General features: G+C 69.7%; 17 protein-coding genes. 7 read left to right on the top strand and 10 right to left on the bottom strand.

What is annotated here, in order from left to right; all coding sequences use genetic code 11:
- Window positions 1-53 precede the first annotated feature (53 nt).
- From G4D83_RS02810 to G4D83_RS02795, 4 genes are read left to right on the top strand one after another with little or no spacing between them, the layout of a single operon-like run.
- Window positions 54-629 (top strand): RNA polymerase sigma factor, encoded by a 576-nt coding sequence (locus G4D83_RS02810; RefSeq protein ID WP_163862425.1) that lies wholly within the window; start codon window positions 54-56, stop codon window positions 627-629.
- A gap of 6 nt (window positions 630-635) precedes the next feature.
- Window positions 636-1,448, top strand: a complete 813-nt coding sequence (locus G4D83_RS02805; RefSeq protein ID WP_205522552.1) for a hypothetical protein — start codon at window positions 636-638, stop codon at window positions 1,446-1,448.
- 10 nt (window positions 1,449-1,458) lie between these two features.
- A complete protein-coding gene (locus G4D83_RS02800) occupies window positions 1,459-3,105 on the top strand; it encodes a caspase family protein (RefSeq protein WP_163862420.1) in 1,647 nt (548 codons plus the stop codon).
- Window positions 3,105-4,202 carry a carboxypeptidase-like regulatory domain-containing protein gene (locus G4D83_RS02795; protein WP_163862417.1) on the top strand — a complete coding sequence of 366 codons (1,098 nt, stop codon included), beginning with the start codon at window positions 3,105-3,107 and terminating at the stop codon, window positions 4,200-4,202. Before G4D83_RS02800 ends, G4D83_RS02795 begins: the two co-directional genes overlap by 1 nt.
- A gap of 24 nt (window positions 4,203-4,226) precedes the next feature.
- Here G4D83_RS02795 and G4D83_RS02790 read toward each other — a convergent pair whose 3' ends face one another.
- The 7 genes from G4D83_RS02790 to G4D83_RS02760 all read right to left on the bottom strand — a co-directional run bounded on the left by G4D83_RS02790 (window position 4,227) and on the right by G4D83_RS02760 (window position 9,579).
- The gene (locus G4D83_RS02790; protein WP_163862414.1) at window positions 4,227-4,958 is read right to left on the bottom strand and encodes an HvfC/BufC N-terminal domain-containing protein; all 732 of its coding nucleotides are present in this window, start codon (window positions 4,956-4,958) and stop codon (window positions 4,227-4,229) included.
- On the bottom strand, window positions 4,955-5,803 hold the full coding sequence (gene bufB, locus G4D83_RS02785; protein WP_163862788.1) for an MNIO family bufferin maturase: 849 nt from the start codon (window positions 5,801-5,803) through the stop codon (window positions 4,955-4,957). Before bufB ends, G4D83_RS02790 begins: the two co-directional genes overlap by 4 nt.
- Window positions 5,804-5,921: 118 nt before the next feature.
- Complete coding sequence (locus G4D83_RS02780; protein ID WP_163862412.1) at window positions 5,922-6,191, bottom strand: hypothetical protein; 270 nt, start codon at window positions 6,189-6,191, stop codon at window positions 5,922-5,924.
- A gap of 36 nt (window positions 6,192-6,227) precedes the next feature.
- Window positions 6,228-6,851: a YceI family protein gene (locus G4D83_RS02775; protein ID WP_163862409.1), complete on the bottom strand. Its 624-nt coding sequence runs from the start codon at window positions 6,849-6,851 to the stop codon at window positions 6,228-6,230.
- A 90-nt stretch (window positions 6,852-6,941) separates the two neighbouring features.
- Window positions 6,942-8,366 (bottom strand): hypothetical protein, encoded by a 1,425-nt coding sequence (locus G4D83_RS02770; protein WP_163862406.1) that lies wholly within the window; start codon window positions 8,364-8,366, stop codon window positions 6,942-6,944.
- A 77-nt stretch (window positions 8,367-8,443) separates the two neighbouring features.
- The gene (locus G4D83_RS02765) at window positions 8,444-9,043 is read right to left on the bottom strand and encodes a TetR/AcrR family transcriptional regulator (RefSeq protein ID WP_163862403.1); all 600 of its coding nucleotides are present in this window, start codon (window positions 9,041-9,043) and stop codon (window positions 8,444-8,446) included.
- Window positions 9,044-9,054: 11 nt separating this feature from the next.
- Window positions 9,055-9,579, bottom strand: coding sequence for a PaaI family thioesterase (locus tag G4D83_RS02760; protein ID WP_163862400.1), 525 nt, complete (start codon window positions 9,577-9,579; stop codon window positions 9,055-9,057).
- 196 nt (window positions 9,580-9,775) lie between these two features.
- On the opposite strand from G4D83_RS02760, the gene fabF reads away from it, so the two are divergent.
- The 3 genes from fabF to G4D83_RS02745 all read left to right on the top strand — a co-directional run bounded on the left by fabF (window position 9,776) and on the right by G4D83_RS02745 (window position 13,869).
- Complete coding sequence (gene fabF, locus G4D83_RS02755; RefSeq protein WP_163862397.1) at window positions 9,776-11,020, top strand: beta-ketoacyl-ACP synthase II; 1,245 nt, start codon at window positions 9,776-9,778, stop codon at window positions 11,018-11,020.
- A gap of 333 nt (window positions 11,021-11,353) precedes the next feature.
- Window positions 11,354-12,994: a helix-turn-helix domain-containing protein gene (locus tag G4D83_RS02750; RefSeq protein ID WP_163862394.1), complete on the top strand. Its 1,641-nt coding sequence runs from the start codon at window positions 11,354-11,356 to the stop codon at window positions 12,992-12,994.
- A complete protein-coding gene (locus G4D83_RS02745) occupies window positions 12,991-13,869 on the top strand; it encodes a tetratricopeptide repeat protein (RefSeq protein ID WP_163862392.1) in 879 nt (292 codons plus the stop codon). The genes G4D83_RS02750 and G4D83_RS02745 overlap by 4 nt, the downstream gene beginning before the upstream one ends.
- A 34-nt stretch (window positions 13,870-13,903) precedes the next feature.
- Here the strand turns inward: G4D83_RS02745 and G4D83_RS45840 are convergent, their stop codons facing one another.
- The 3 genes from G4D83_RS45840 to G4D83_RS02730 form a co-directional block, all read right to left on the bottom strand.
- Window positions 13,904-14,395 carry a hypothetical protein gene (locus G4D83_RS45840; RefSeq protein ID WP_240356105.1) on the bottom strand — a complete coding sequence of 164 codons (492 nt, stop codon included), beginning with the start codon at window positions 14,393-14,395 and terminating at the stop codon, window positions 13,904-13,906.
- On the bottom strand, window positions 14,392-15,174 hold the full coding sequence (locus G4D83_RS02735) for a sulfite exporter TauE/SafE family protein (protein ID WP_163862389.1): 783 nt from the start codon (window positions 15,172-15,174) through the stop codon (window positions 14,392-14,394). The genes G4D83_RS45840 and G4D83_RS02735 overlap by 4 nt, the downstream gene beginning before the upstream one ends.
- Before the next feature lie 124 nt (window positions 15,175-15,298).
- Window positions 15,299-16,192, bottom strand: coding sequence for a zinc dependent phospholipase C family protein (locus G4D83_RS02730; protein WP_163862386.1), 894 nt, complete (start codon window positions 16,190-16,192; stop codon window positions 15,299-15,301).
- Window positions 16,193-16,234 lie beyond the last annotated feature (42 nt).

The raw sequence follows: 16,234 nt of genomic DNA, 5'->3' as shown, positions 1-16,234 counted from the left end.
CAGTCGAGCCGGACGCGTGGCCACCGGACACTTCCGGAGGTCTAGGAGGACAGGTGGGTTCCACGGAGGGACTGGCGGAATGGGTGCGGCGCGCGGCGAGTGGGGAGACCTCCGCCTTCAGTGAGCTGTACCGGCGCACTCGTCCCCTCGTGGCGAGGCTGATGGCGGGGTTCGCCCCGCTCGACTCCGACGAGGTGGAAGACGTCATCCAGGAAACCTTCGTCCGGGCATTCCGTGCCCTCCCCCGGCTCAAGGAGGCCGGCGCCTTCGAGGCATGGCTCCTGTCCATCGCTCGCAACCGGGCCCGGACGCGGCTGGAGCGCAAGGCGAGCCTGCGGCGCCTGGAGGACGACATCTCGGACCCGGAGCCGGAGACGGTGCCCGCCCTCCCGGAGGCCCTCCAGCTCGAGCGTGACATCGAGGTGGTCCGCCAGCTCATCTCCGAGCTGCCAGATGGCGAAGAGAAGCGGACAGTCCAACTTTTCTATATCGAAGGAGAGCTCTCCGCGCGGGAGATTGCCGAGCAGTTGGGTGTGGGGAAAAGCGCGGTGACGATGAGACTCGAGCGCTTCCGGGGTCGTATCAAGAGAGAGTTGCTGCGGCGAGTGCTCGCCGGTCGGTGGGAGTGAGTGTTCATGAGACACCTGGATGACGAGGCGCTGAGCGCCCTTGCCCGTCGTGAGCCGGAGGCGGTGAAGTACTTCCGCGAGCACCTGGCCACCGCGTGCGAGGCGTGTGAAGGCTTCCTCGCCACCCACTCCGGCCCCGATGTCCTGGATGGACAAGTGGACGCCGTGCTCCTCGCCCTGGCCCCGCCCCGCACGGACGCCCCGCTGGACGAGGTGGGCTTCGCCCGGGTGCGCCGCGAGCTGCGAAAGCCCCACCTGGACACCCGACGGTGGGGCCTCATCGCCGGAGCGGTGGCCGCGGGCCTGCTCGCTATCATCGTCGTGCCCCGCTTGAGACAGGGCGGCAGCGGCGTGGAGCTGGGACCCGCGTCCCAGGAGTCGGGCGTGAAGGGCCAGGTGGGCCGAATCGCCCTGGAGCTGGCGGTGGTGGCCAAGGGCTCGGATGGCGCCCTGCGCCGGTTGGACCCGGACACCCTGGTGGATTCCGACGACGTGCTGCTCCTGCGCTACCACGCCACCGAGGCGGGCACCGCCCTGCTCTTCCAGCGGCGCGCGGACGAGGAGCCCCAGTTGCTCGGCACCTTCGAGTTGGAGGCGGGGACGCATGACCTGCGAGGCCCCCAGGGGCTCTCCGGGGTCAGCCTGGAGGGCGAGTCGGGCCCGCTGACGCTGTGGCTGGCCGCCTCTCCCGCCGGACTGGAGCCCTCGCCGGACGAGGTGAAGCGCGTGCTGGTGGGTGAAGGTGAGCGGTGGGAACAAGGCACGTTGGCGGTGACGAGGTTCGACGTCCGCGTCCGAAGCGGCCAGAATCCCCGCTAATCAGGCAAGCGTGAGGAACCTTCTTCCCATCCTGCTGGTGGCGCTGACTGCGTGCGCGACTCCTTCGTCCCAGGGGATGGAGAAGGGCGGACTGGTGCCGCTGCGGCTCGACGAGGAGGCACTGTCGAGCGCGTACACGCCCCGGCGCATGGCGCTGCTGGTGGGCATCTCCGAGTTCGACGACCCCCACTGGCGCGGCCTGCGCTACCCCGCCAAGGACGCCACGGACCTGGCGGCGGCGATGTTGGACCCGGCGCGCGGGCGGTTCGACCAGGTGCGCGTGCTCACTCGGCCCGAGGACACGACGCGCGCGGCCATCCTCGCGGCGCTGCGGGAGTTGCGGAAGCAGGCCCACCGTCCGGACGACGTCGTCGTCGTCTACTTCTCCGCGCACGGCACCCTGGCCCGGGACGCCACGGGCGAATTGCGCCGCTTCCTGGTGACTCGGGACGCTTCTTATCGCGCCATCGCCCAGACGGCGTTGTCCATGGACATGCTGAAGGCGGAATTCGACGCGCTCTCCAGTCGCCGCAGGCTCCTGGTGCTGGCCTCCTGTCACAGCGGCAACGGCAAGTCGCTGTTGCCCAAGGAGCTGGAGAAGGAGCTGGCGGGCGTCAAGTCGGGCTTCTACGCGCGCCCCCTGGAGGAGTCCTCGCGAGCGTCCATGGTCTTCGCCGCCTGTGACTGGGGCGAGACGGCGCGCGAGGACGAGGGGCTGCGCAACGACATCTACACCCACTTCCTCGTCGAGGGCCTGGGCGGAGGCGCGGACCGCAACACGGACGGCGCCGTCACCGCGACGGAGGCGCATGACTACGCGCGCAGGCGCACCTTCGCCTTCACCGAGGGCCGCCAGCGCCCGTCGGCGGAGATTCTCGAAGTGGGCGCCGACCCGGTGGTGCTGTCGGGCAACATCGCCCGGACGGGCCGGCCGGAGCTGTTCTCCTACAACCCCCGGCTGGACGGCTTCACGCTGAAGGTGGACGGGGAGGCGCGCACGGAGCTGCCAGGAGGCGCGGCGGTGACGCCCGGCAAGCGCACGGTGGAGCTGACCAAGGGCGACGCGGTGCTGCTGCGACGCGACGTGGAGGTCAGCGCCGGAGAGCGGCTGCCGCTGGAGCAGCTCCTGTCGGAGGCCTTCCCCCGGCGCTCGCTGTCGCTGCTCGGGGGCATGTTCACCTTCGCCGATGAGCGCAGCCGCAAGGAGCTGTTGCCGCTGGCGCCGGAGGTCGCCGTGTCGCTGCGGCTGGAGGACCGGCCGCTGCCCGACTTCGGGCTCTTGTTCGACGTGAGCTTCAGCACGGGACGGCGCGCGCTCCAGCTCCAACCCGACGACGAAATCCCTTTCCGCTACACCACGTTTTCGGCGGGCATGGCCCTGCCTTACCTGTGGCGGTGGGAACGATTGACACTGTTCGCCGGTCCTCGTGTGGCCGCCCTGTACCTGGGACGGTCCTTCGAGGTGGACACCCTGGCCAGCGGGCAGAGCTTCTTCACCGTCAGCCCTGGCGTGGTGGGAGGAATGGTGCTGCGAGTGGGTGAACGTCTGGAATTGATGACCCAGGCGCAGCTCATGCTGACGTACGTGGTGGTGGATGGAGAGGGACAGGCCGTGGGATTCACCGGCGGCTGGGCCGGTGTGGGGTATCGATTCTGATGGGTTCGAGACAACACATCGCGTTGGGAGTCGTCCTGCTGCTGGGAGCGGTGGCGTGCGGCAATCTGGAGAACGCGCCGCTGCGAGTGGGGACCATCGAAGGGCAGCTCACGGAGTTCGACCCGGCGGTGGCGCTGGTGTCCCTGGTGGGGGCGCATGACGTGCGCTCCTCGGTGGACGCGGAGGGCCGGTTCAAGCTGGAGGGCGTGCCCACGGGGCCCGCGGAGCTGTTCGTGGTCGCCACGGCGGAGAAGGCGACGCGGGTGTCCGTGAAGGTGTCGGGCGGCCAGTCGGTGAAGCTTTCGCGCGTGGCGCCCCGGGACGCGGGCTTCTTCGAGATGCGGGTGAAGGCCTCGCATGGCGAGCGGGTGGCCGGCGTGGAGGTGTCCGTGCTGGACACGCCCTTCGAGCGGCTCGTCCTGGATGGCGCGGGGCGGCTGCGCGTGGGGCCCCTGCCGGATGGGTGCTACGGGCTGAGCATCGCCGGCGTGGGCTTTCCCAGCGTCCAGGCCGAGGCGTGCGTGGGCTCGGGCGAGAAGAAGGAGCTGCGCGTCGAGTTGGAGCCCAACGCGGAGCTCGTCAACCGCTGCGGCCTGACGGGCTGCGCGGACGGACTGGTGTGCAACCCGGGCGGCAGCTGCGTCGAGTGCCTGCTGGACGCGCAGTGCGGCGCGGGGATGATCTGCAAGGGCTTCCGCTGCGGAGCGGTGGGCCCGCGCTGCGGCGCGTGTGATGTCAACGGGGGCTGCGCGGAGGGCGCCGCGTGCCAGCTCCTCGCCGAGGGCGGGGCCACCTGCGTGAAGCAGTGCAGCGAGTCCATCAACGAGGAAGACCGCGTGGCGAACCGGTGCGAGGCGGGCTTCACCTGCCAGCAGGGAAGCTGCCTCCCGGACCCGGCGCGCTTCGAGGGCTGCCGCGCCCTGCTCCAGCTCGGCGCTGAGTGCGCGGACGACACGCGCTGCCAGAAGCTCGGCCTGCCGGATGGGGTGTGCCTGGAGAAACAGTGCACGGTGTCCTGCACCCAGGACGTGGAGTGCCCGGGCACGTCGCGCTGCGAGGACTCCGCCGTCGGCCAGGTGTGCTCACTGCGCCACTGAGGCGTCGGGAGCCCTTCGTCCGAATCACGCGAGGGGCGCCAGCACCAGGCCCTCGCGAGACAATCGCGCCACGGACTCCAGGATGTCGGCCTCGGGCATTCCCGTGGCCGTCGCCACGTCCGACGCGGACAGTCCCTCCACCGCCATCTTCAGCACCAGCAGCGCGGCCGGCGTGGCCTCCTGGTAGTACGTCACCAGGCGCTCCGGATGACGCCAGAGCAGCGCCAGCTCGTCTCCTGCTTCGGGCCCCCGCGCCGCGCCCTGGCCCCGAGCGCGCACCCAGGCGCAGATTCGGAACGGCTGCTCCAGCACCACCAACGTGGGATTCGGCGTCAGGCGCTCCACCGGCGCGGGCGCCTCCGCTTGGGAGACGAACACCGCGAAATCGGACCACTCGAAGCGCGCCAGCGCGGGCGCGTACGGAGGAAGCCCTCGCGACGACACCGCGTCCGCGACGAAGGCCGGGAAGCCCTCGCCCACGCGGTTCACCTCATGGTGCCGCGCGGGCCGCGTCAGCGTGAAGTCCTCCACCAGCGCAAGCCACGCCTCCGCGCCCACCGCGCCTCGCAGCAACGGGAAGAGCTTCTCCAGCGCGGTGCGGACATGGCCTCGCACGAAGTCGCCGTAGATGGACACGCGCGAAGAGGGCGCGCGCCACTCCGGATGCGCGGTGTAGAGCCGCTCCAACGACTCGCCGCCCGGCCGCGCCAGGTAGCTCCCCATGCTGTCGAAGAAGTGTTTCAGCGAAGGCTTCATCGCCCCGCCCCTTCTCGCAGCGCCGCGCGCGCCAGGTCCGCCTCGTCGAGCACCGCCGCCATCGACGGGATGTCCTGGTCCCACTCGATGAGCGTCGACACCGGCCCGGTGCGCGCAAGCACGTAGCGGTACAGCGACCACACGTCGTCGCAGACGCGGTCGCCGTGCGTGTCGATGATGACGTCCGGATAGGTGGTGTGCCCCGCGAGGTGGATCTGAACCACGCGCTCCAGCGGCAGCGCATCCACGAAGGAGCGGGCGTCATAGCCATGGTTGCGCGCGTTGACGTAGACGTTGTTCACGTCCAGCAGCAGCCCGCAGTCGGCCTCCTCCACCACGTGCCGCAGGAAGTCCGCCTCCGACAGCGTGCCGCCGGGCATGTTCGCGTAGTAGCTCGGGTTCTCCAGCAGGAACGGCCGGCCCACGCGCGCCACGACTTCGCGCACGCGAGGCACCACGTGTTCGACGACGGCCTCGGTGAAGGGCAGCGGCAGCAGGTCATGCAGGTACACGCCGCCCAGCCGCGAGTAGCACAGGTGGTCCGAGAAGAACGGCGCGTCCACGCGCTTCACGAGCGCCGCGAGCCCCGTGACGTAGTCCTCGTCCAGCGCGTCCGGCCCGCCGATATCCAGCCCCACTCCGTGAGGCAACACCGGCCAGCGCTCGGCACACGCGTCCAGCGCGCGCTGGGAACGGCCTCCGAGCGAGAGGAAGTTCTCCGGGATGATCTCCACCCAGTCGAGCGTCCGCTGGGTGCGGGGCAGCTCCTCGTAGAAGCTCCGGCGCAGCCCGATGCCCACGCCCAGGGGCGAAAGGCCGTGTCTTCGCGCGTACGTCGTCGCCACCACGGTCAGCCACCTCCCCGAGAGACAAATGAACCGGGCGGCGGGAGGTGCTCTTCCCACCGCCCGGAGGTCGGCGCGAGGGGGCCGGTGCCTTCACCCGCCCCCGGTGCGCCGCGGACTACTCCTTCTTCTGGCCGTTGCAGCCGCCAGCGCCGCAGCCGTGCTCGGCGCCCTTCTCCGGAGTCGCCGCGGGGGCGCCTTCCTGCTTCTGCGCGCCGCAGCCGGCCTCGGCGCCCTTGCCGTCCGTCTTCGCGGCGCCACAGGAGCCCTCGGCGCCCTTCTCCGCGGCGGCCGGCGTGGCCTCCGCCGACTTGGTGGACGCACAGCCGGTGGCGAGGGAGGCCAGGGACAGGGTGCCGACAATCGCCGCAAGAGCCTTCGCGTTCATGGTGTTGCTTCCTTTCGGTACTGCGTTGAGGGGGAACTACGGTTTGAACTGCGTGGAGCCCCAGGCGTCGACGGAGACCTCCGCGGTCTCCCCCACCTTGAGCACCAGCGCTTCCGTCCGCTGGATGCCATAAGCCTCGAGCGGAAGCTGGAACTTCGCGCGCACGCGCAGCAGGTCACCTGGCGCGCGGTGCTTCGTCTCGGCCGACTCCTTGAGGGCCGTCGCCGTCACCTCCACCACCTCCTCGCGCGTGACACCGCGCAGGGTGAAGCGGCCCTTGCCCTTGAGCTTCACGGGCTTGCCCGGCTCCAGGGGCGCGGGCACCGCCAGGTTTGCGAACTCGAAGACGATATCGGGCGACTTCGCCGCGTCCAGCCAGCGATCATTCTGGAGATGCCCGTCGCGCGTCTCGTTGCCCGTCTTGAGGGACTTCACGGGCACGTGGAAGCGGCCACTCACCATGCCGCCCTTGAGCTCCACCCGCCCCTTCACCTCGTTGGACAGGCCGTTGATGACCTCGAGCGGAGCGTCCAGCATGAAGGCGACCGTGTCCCGCTGGTTCGGGTCATTGAAGATGTAGACCTGGGAAGCGGCGGCGGGCTCGGCCGCGAACGCGGGCACTCCCAGGAGCACGACGAGCGCCAACAGGGTTCTGGACATGGCGGACCTCATTTACGGATGTCGGGTGGCTTGCGGATGCATCCGATACGCAATTGCCCGCCCGCCGGTTACGCCCTTCCGCCTCGTCACTCATCGCGAGGCCTCGCGGGTACGCCCGACCTCCATCGCCTCGCGCAATGAGCTGTTCCGGGCCGGTATCAGCTCGATGCCCTCCGCTCCCGCCGACACACCCAGCGCTTCTAGCAGACCTTCCTGCTCCACAAAAGCCGGGCGCCGGAGGTGTCGCGCGAGCAAGCCATCGAACAGCGGCCGCCCCGCGACGGCATCCACCGCCACGCCGAATGCACCGAACGTGGAGGTGCTCCCGCGCTCCGCGAGCAACTCCAACACGTCCTCCAGTTGTCGCTGGTTTCCAGTGACACGGCGGATTTCCACATCGAGATGCAACGCGAAGAGCGCGCCCGTCCAATACGTCCCGAGCGCGAAGTCTCCGTCGGTGATGACCTCTTCCATCGTGCGGGCTCCCGCCGCGCGGCGTCCGCGCGCGAAGCCATCCACCAGCTCCTCCCAGGCGCGCTCGGCGCTCTGCCTCCCCGAGCGCGCGCGGGCCAGCTCCGTGAAGTAGGTGGCCAACCCCTCCGACAACCACGGCACGCGCGGCAGGAACGCCGGATGCGTCAGGTGGAGCAGCTCGTGCAACACCACCCAGTCGCGCGCGAAGGAGTCCGCGCTCGCCTCCTGTCCCACGAGCACGGAGATGCTCGGCGGGGAGCTCCAGAGCACCATGCCGAAGAGGCTCGGGCCCTCGTGTCCGGGCACGGGGATGACGCGCACCGTGGCGCGCGGATACGGAAACGCGCGGCGCACGGTGCGCACCTCATCCGCCGCCTGCTTCAACCAGCCACAGACCTGGGTGTCATCGACCGAGGTGAAGTGGCCGAGCACCGCCACGTCCAGCACCGCGTCCGGCAACACCACCTGACAGCGGCGCCCGCCGAAGCCATGGAAGCCCGAGTCCACCAGGTCCTCTGCGCGGAGCCGATACAGGCCGGTGTCATCCGGCTGCCAGGGCAGCAGCGCGTCCGTGCCCTCGACGACCAGCTCCACGCGCAGGTCGGGCGGCGCCTGATTGGGGCGGATGAGGTACACGCGGCCCGCGACGTTCCGTGCGTCGCCTTCGCCTCCACCCGCGAACAGGTTCGCGCCGCGCGAGCCGTGGCGCGCATCCAGGTCATAGCGGTAGCGCAGGAAGCGGATGTCCGTGGGGAGCAGGACCAGGCCCTCATCGCTCACGCGCAATTCGAGCCGCTCGCCGTCCTCGCGAAACGCGCTCACGGCGTGCACCCCACCCGGCTGCGTGAAGCGGAACGCGCGCGGAGTGCCCCGCACCAGCACCACCTCCACGTCGAGCGCATGCGTGGGCTCGCGCACGTAGGTGATGTTGTAGCGCAGCGCCGCCGGGTCCTTCGCGGCGCGCGCCCTCGGCACGCCCAGACAGGACAGCCCCAGGAGGACGAGCACCCCCAGCACCCAACGGCCGCGCGCGAAGGACATCACCACCTCCAACGACATCCCGGCCCGGAGGCGAGGTGTCGGAGAGGCGAGCACCACGCTCGGGCCTCCCTGTCCCCTCAGTGTCGCTTTTTCGGAGGCGGCGCGCCGCCCGCGAGCAGGAACGCGCGCGCCGCTTCCAGGATTTCGTCCGAGAGCGGAAGGTGCTTCGTCGCCCGCGCGAGCGTCATCGCGCCGAAGAGCAGCGCCACCGTGGCCAGCGCCCGCTGTCGTCCGGTGACGCCCCCTTCACCCGGGACATGAGCCCGCAGCTCGTCCGCCAAGGTCTCCAGTCCCTGCGCGAGTGCCTCGCGGGCCTCGGGCGTCCCGCGCGTCAGGTCCGACAACACCGACGGCATGACGCAGCCCGTCTCCATGTTGTCGCGGATGTGGTGGTTGAGGTAGCGCCGCACGAAAGGGTCCAGGAAGTCCGCGCCGCGCAGCTCCTCCAGTCCTCCGAACCAGCGCACCTGCTGCTGCTGGAAGAACGCGCGCACGGACTCCGCGAGCAAAGTCTCTTTCGAGGCGAAGTGGGCGTAGAAGCCGCCCACCGTCAGCCCCGCGGCTTTCATGACGCGCTCCACGCTCGCGCCCGCGAAGCCCTCCTTCCGGAAGAGCGTCTGCGCCGCCGAGAGGATTCGCTCGCGGGTGGCCTGTTTGTGCTCGGGTGCGTAGCGCATCGTCGCGCCCTCTACTCCCGGCCGCCCGGGCCCGGGGGCCGGAACACCATGCACGTGGTGGTGCCGTGCGCGTACAGCTTGCCGTCCGCGTCCGTCAGCCGCGCCTGCGCCGTCGCCACGCGGCCTCCCACGTGGATGACTTCTCCCGTACACGTCAGCTTCCCGGTGTCCTGGGAGATGGCGCGCACCATGTTCACGTGCAGCTCCAGCGTGGTGTAGCCCGCGCCCACCGGCAGCGTGCTGTGCACCGCGCACCCGAGCGCCGAGTCCAGCAGCGTGGCCGCCAGGCCCCCGTGCACCGTGCCAATCGGGTTGTAGTGGTACTCCGCCGGCTCCACCACGAACACCGCGCGCCCCTCCGACACCTCCACCGGAGCGAAGCCCATCAGCGCCGCGATGGGTGCCCCGGGCACCTCACCCCGGACGATGGCGCGCAGGTACTCCAACCCCGACAGCGACTTCGCCGCCGCCACGCCCTCGCGAAAGTCTCCCCACGTCACCGTCCTCGTGCGCGTCCCGGCCGTCCCGTCGCTCATGGGCCCCTTCTCCTTCCTCATGGAATGATGGACACCATCATCCGGATTCCGGATATTCCACATCACCGACAATCAAAGTTGCCAGATGGGATGATGGTCATAATACAAAGGGCCATGCAGCGCACGCCACGAAAAGGAAGGCGCACGAGCGGCCGGGCCGTTCGTCTTCCTGGCGTGTCATCCAAGGGAGCGGCGGATGCAGAAGCGGCGCGTGGTGGTGACGGGAATGGGGCTCATCAGCCCCGCGGGCACGGGCGTGGAGAAGAGCTGGGAGGCGCTGGTGCGAGGCCAGAGCGGCGTGGGGCCCATCACCCTGTTCGACGCCAGCGCGCTCGACTGTCAAATCGCGGGCGAGGTGAAGGACTTCAAGGTCGACGACTACATCGAGCGGCGTGAGTCGCGACGGATGGACCGCTTCGCCCACTTCGCCGTGGTGGCGGCGGACATGGCGCTGGCGGACTCGGGCCTGAAAGTCACGCCGGAGAACGCCGAGCGCATCGCCACCATCATCGGCTCCGGCATCGGCGGCATCTCCAGCCTGGAGGAAACGCACCGCCGCACGCTGGAGAAGGGGGCGGACCGCATCAGCCCCTTCTTCATCCTCCAGATGATCATCAACATGGCGCCCGGCTACGTGAGCCTGCGCCACGGCCTCAAGGGCCCCTCCTGGGCCCCCAACTCCGCGTGCTCCACCAGCGCGCACGCCATCGGCGAGGCGCTGCGCGGAATCCAGCGCGGGGAGTTCGACGTGGCGGTGGCCGGAGGCTCCGAGGCGCCCATCTCCCTGCTCGGTGTCGGTGGCTTCGCGGCCATGCGCGCCCTGTCCCTGCGCAACGACGCGCCCCAGGCCGCCAGCCGTCCCTTCGACAAGGACCGCGACGGCTTCGTGCTCGCCGAGGGCGCGGGCATGCTCATCCTCGAGGAGTTGGAGCACGCGAAGGCCCGAGGCGCGCGCATCCTCGCGGAGCTGACCGGCTATGGCGCGAGCTCCGACGCGCACCACATCACCACGCCCGCACCCGAGAGCGAAGGCGCCCAGCGCAGCATGCGCGCCGCCCTCAAGGACGCGGCCCTCTCGCCGTCGGACATCGGCTACGTGAACGCCCACGGCACCTCCACGGACGTCGGCGACCTGATGGAGACGCAGGGCATCGCCCGCGTGTTCGGCGACGCCGCCAGCACCGTGGCCGTCTCCTCCACCAAGTCCATGACGGGCCACATGAACGGCGCGGCCGGCGCCGCCGAGGCCGTCATCAGCGTGCTCGCCCTCACCCGAGGCGTGCTGCCGCCCACCATCAACCTCCAGAACCAGGACCCGCTCATCACCCTGGACTGCGTCCCCAACGTCGCGCGCGAAGCCCGCGTCGACGCCGTCATGAGCAACTCCTTCGGCTTCGGCGGCACCAACGTCTCCCTCATCTTCCACCGGCTGATGGCTTGAGCCCCAAGCTCGGAAACGGCTCTGTAAACCGTGAATCCTGGTTTACCAATACGCAAAACCGGCTTGGCGCGCTGCGGCGGTAAACTTTTGACAACGTGCGTCGAACTCCGCCTGAAACGCACATCCGCGCGCGGATAAAGCGCAGCGATTACATGTGGTTGCGCATACTCAGGGGCCAATCGCCATGTGGACGACGACCGTTCCGTCGCCCGCCACACAGGGAGCGGCCTCAAGAAAAACGTTGATTGCAAATCGGTAAATCGATTTGCAGAGTGGTTCAGAGGGGCGAGGGCGCGAGAGGCCACGCGCACTCCGACGGGACCCGACTCCGCCATGAACGACAACGCACTGAACGCCAACGTGGGCCTGAAGCTCCGGGGCCTGCGACTCGCCCGCAATATCAAGCAGGCGGACGCGGCGAAGGATTTGGGGGTCTCCCCCGCGTATTTGAACCTCATCGAGAAGGGCAAGCGGGTGATGCCCTTCCCGCTGCTCTGGAAGGCGCTGCGGTATTTCGATCAGGACCCCGAGCAGTTCATGTCCACGCTGGGCGAGGGGCGCGTGGACGAAGCGCTCGCGAAGCTCCTGGACGAGCCGCTGCTCAAGAGCCTGGACATCGACCCGGAGTCGCTCCAGTCGCTGTCCGCGGAGCCGAAGCTCGCGGGCACCGTGGCCGCGCTCTTCAACCTCTACAAGAACACGCGCACCCAGTTGGAGAACGTGCTCGCGCAGCTCAACGTGGAGGAGCGCACGCGGACGCAGGGCGGCAGCGCGGGCAACGGCACCGTGCCGGGCGTGCGCTTCGACTACTCACCCTTCGACGAGGTGAGCGACTTCCTGGAGACGCACCGCAACTACTTCCCGGAGCTTGAAGAACAGGCCGAGGAGCTGCGGCGGGACATCAGCCTGGAGCGCCAGCTCACCAGCGGCCAGCTGATGCAGTTGCTGGAGAAGCGCTTCGGCTACCGCGTGCTCATCGACGCCTCGCCCAGCGGCTCGTCCGTGGTGCGGCGGTTGGACCCGGAGGAGCAGACGCTCACCCTGTCCCCGGACCTCACCGAGCAGCCGCTGAAGTTCCAGATCGCCGCGTCCATCGGCCTGTTGATGCTGGACAAGGAGAAGCTGGTGGAGCGCATCCTCGGCGCGGGGCGCACCCGGCACGGGGAGACGACGCGGCTCATCAAGGTGAACCTGGCCAACTACTTCGCCGGCGCGCTGATGCTGCCTTACGGGGACTTCTTCAAGGAAGTGCAGCGCACGCGCTACGACGTGGAGCTGTTGTCGAGCATCTTCGGCTCCACCTACGAGACGGTGGCCCACCGGCTGTGCAACCTGTCGGACCCCAAGCGCCCGGGCATCCCCTTCCACTTCCTGCGCTCGGACATCGCCGGCAACATCTCCAAGCGCTACAGCGGCACCGGCATCCGCTTCGCCAGCGGCGGCGGCAGCTGCGGCAAGTGGGCCGTGCACCTGGCCTTCCTCAACCCGTCGCAGCTCACCCGGCAGTACTCGATGATGCCGGACGGCACGACGTACTTCTGCTTCGCCAAGGTGCAGCTCCAGCCCACCGAGGGCTCCATCGTCAAGGGCACCGCGTACTCCATTGGCCTGGGCACCCACGCGGAGAACGCCAAGTACCTGGCCTACGGCCTGCCCACCAACGACTTGCGCAAGGATGCCATCCCCTCCGGCATCTCCTGCCGCTTCTGCGAGCGCACCGACTGCAACCAGCGCGCGGCGGCCAGCTACCGCTTCGCCTTCTCCTTCGACGAGTACACGAAGAAGGACTGCTTCTTCTCCCCACTGCTTGGCTACGAGCAGGCCGACAAGGTGGAGAAGGAGAAGGACCGGCACCACGCCCCGCCGCCCCCCGCGGGCGCGTCCGTTCCCCCGGACGTCAATGGCACTGACCGGAGCGAGAAGCACGATTCGTTGGACAAGGCGGCCCGGCGCCGCAAGGGTGGCGACGCGTGAGCACCCACCCGCCCGACGACACCGAACGCGCCCACTTCCTCGAGGCGCTCCAGAAGCAGAAGAACGAGCTGGCCACCCTGCGCATCACCGGCTCGCCCACCCAGGTGGGCCAGGGGCTGGTGAGCCTGGCGGAGCTGCACGGCATGCTGGAAGACCATGCCGCCAGCCGCCAGTGCTACGAGGAGGCCTTCGCGATGTTCAAGGAGGCCGGCTACAAGCCGGGCCAGGCCCAGGCCTGCTTCGGACTGGGCGTGGTGAAGGCGAACTTCGAGGACCACCGAGGCGCGGTGGAGCTCATCGCCCAGGCCGCGAAGCTCTTCAACGAGACGAAGGACCGCGAGGGCGAGGCCCTGTCCCGTGCCTGCATCGGCGAGTCCCTGCGCGCGCTGGGCCAGCCGGAGGCCGCCGAGGAGAAGTACCAGGAGGCCCTCATCCTCTACCGCCAGACGCGCAACACCGAGCGCACCGCGCGGCTGCTGCTCGACATCGGCGACATCCGCATGGAGAAGGCCGAGTACGAGCCGGCTCGCAAGCGCTTCCTCGAAGCCATTCCCATGCTGGAGCAGGGAGACGACGCGGAGGCGCTCGCGCTGGGCCACCTGCTCCTGGGTGAGTCCGAGGGACTCCTGGGCAACCACGAGGGCGCGCGCACCCACCTCCTGCGCGCGGTGGAGCTGTACCAGGAGCTGCACGACCACGTGTACGAGGCCCGCGCCCGGTGGGATTTGGGCCTGTCCTGCTACTACTCACAGGACCTCCCGGCGGCGCGCAGCCACCTGGAGGCGGTGATTCCGCTCTACGAGGAGCAGAACCGCGCGGACGAGGTCGCCAAGGTGCGCAACATCCTCGCCCACTTCGCCGCGCGCGGCGCCTGAGGCGCCCACCCACCGCCCTGCTCCGGGCGCCGCATCACGCTTGGATGCCGGCGCCCACCGCCAGGGCCAACAGCCCCAGCACTCCCGCGGCGATGACGGCGTAGCGCCACTCACCGCGCAGGCCCAGCAGCGTGCCCGCCACGCCCAGCCGCGCCACCGGCGTCACCAGCAGCAGGGACGCCGCCGCCTTGCGCAATTGGTCGATGGCCACGTGCGTCGCCTCGGTGCCTGGCAGCGCCTCCAGGCCCAGCGACAGCACGAACATGCCGCCGCTCAGCACCGCGCCCACGCGCAACACCCGGGCAATCCACCGGTCTCCCGCGAGCGTCCTGTCCCGGACGCGCGTGACGCGCTGGGACGGTGCCTCGGCGAGCCCCTCGGTGATGGGCTCCGCGTCCAGCTCCGGCGCCTCGGCTTGCGCCGGGGTCGCCACCATCGCGTTCTGCCCCATCACCGCCGGGTCCGACATCGACATCGCCGCGGAGACCCGCGGCGGTTCAGCACCGTCCGGGTCGCCTTCACTCACTCCCACACGCTCGGCCACAGTCCCGCCCCTCCCTTCCACAACATCTGCCCCGCCACCGACAGCAGCACCAGTGCGAAGAGCTTCTTGAGCACCGCCGTGGGCACCTTCGGCATCAGCCGGCTGCCCACATACGCGCCGGCCAGCACGCCCACCACCAGCGGAGACACCAGGGCCAGCTTCAGGTGTCCGCGCAGCGCGTAGGCGGCCACGCTCGCCGCGCCCGTCACGCCAATCATCAGGTTGCTGGTGGCGCTGGCCACCTTGAACGGCACCCGCATGCCGTAGCTCATCAGCGGCACCTTCAGCGGCCCGCCGCCCACACCCAGGAGCGCGGAGAGCCCGCCCGCCACGAACGAGCCGGAGATGCCCAGCGGGTAGTTCGTCGGCTGGTAGTCGTCCAGCGTGGCCGGCTCCCCGCGAGGTGAGCGCAGGAGGATCATCTGCAGCGCGACGTAGAGGGTGAACAGGCCGAACACCACCGCCACCATCGCCGGGGCGATGAGCGCCGCGACCAGTCCACCCGCGATGGCGCCGAGCACCGTGGCCAGTTCCAGCGTCAACCCCAGTCGGATGTCACTCAAGTGGTTGTCCACATACCCGGCCGCGGCGGCACACGAGTTGGCGACCACGCACATCAAGCTGGCCGGCACCGCCTCCTCGAGCGGCAGCCCGAAGCCGAGCACCAGCGCGGGCACCAGCACGATGCCACCTCCGATGCCCAGCATCGCGCCCAGTGCCCCCGCGAGCCCGCCCACCACCATGAGGAGAAGAACCGTCATTCGTCACGAGGATAGGAGCGTGCCAACGCCGCGCCCAGAGCCATTCCCTGGTAGGGAACAAGCTCGCCAGGACGGTTGCTCTGCATGCGAAACGACCCTGCACCCGGGGGCGATGCGCGGCGCGCTATGCGGCACGTACGCCCAGGTTTCCCTCGGGAAACGCCTCCAGGAAGCGGGCGCGCGTACGAGGTGTGAAGGTGCCCCTCGCCATGTAGCCGTGCAACCTCCGAAGGACTCCACGTGCCGACTCCAGCGCACCTTCTACCTCCTGCGCGAAGTCGAACGTGTCGTTGCGATACAGCTCCTGGAAGGACAGATGCGCGAAGGCGGGCAGCGCGCGCGTGCGGCCCATGGGGCTGGAGAGGAAGAGGCCGGAGACGTAGAGGCCGCGCACCCAGCCATCCACCTCCGCCTTGGTCGGCGCCTGCCCCACGCGTTCCTGGGACGACAGCCGCACCAGCTCGTAGATGCCCCGACCGATGCCGCGCCAGGGGAAGCCGGGACTCTTCACCACCTGACACTTCTCGCGCAGCCGGGGCGTGCCCAGGAGCTCCACGCCGTGCAGTTCGCGCAGGTAGAAGAGCGTCTGGGCCCATTCGATGTCGCGGTGAGCCGCCAGGGCCCGCTCGCCACGACGGCGGTGGCGCACCACCAGGTCGTCCACCACCGGATGCAGCCGCCGGTCCAGGCACAGGTGAGTGAAATAGCCGGCCAGCAGGGCCAGTCCCGGCTCGGTGCCCACCAGCGCGCCGGTGGCCACCAGCTCCGCCATCTTCAGCCCGAAGCCCACCGGCGCGCGCTCGTGATACAGCCGCGAGAACAGGGGAAGCTCCCGCTCGGGCAGGAACGCGGCGAGGCCCCCTCGGACGCCCTCGCACAGCGGCAGGTCCGGCAGCGCCACGCCGAAGCGCGCATAGGGCAGGTCCTCGGAGAGCGCGCGCACCCATTCCGCCGGCAGCTCTCCGGGGTTGGCGGCCAACCGTTCGATGGCGGTCAGATGCATCAGCAAGGTGGGCATTGCCTGACTGCTACCCAGGCCCCTGCTGCAATGCAACGCTCG

Source organism: Myxococcus eversor (genome assembly GCF_010894455.1).
GTDB lineage: Bacteria > Myxococcota > Myxococcia > Myxococcales > Myxococcaceae > Myxococcus > Myxococcus eversor.
The sequence above is the reverse complement of the archived record's forward strand: the minus strand, read 5'-3'. Positions and strand labels throughout refer to the sequence as shown.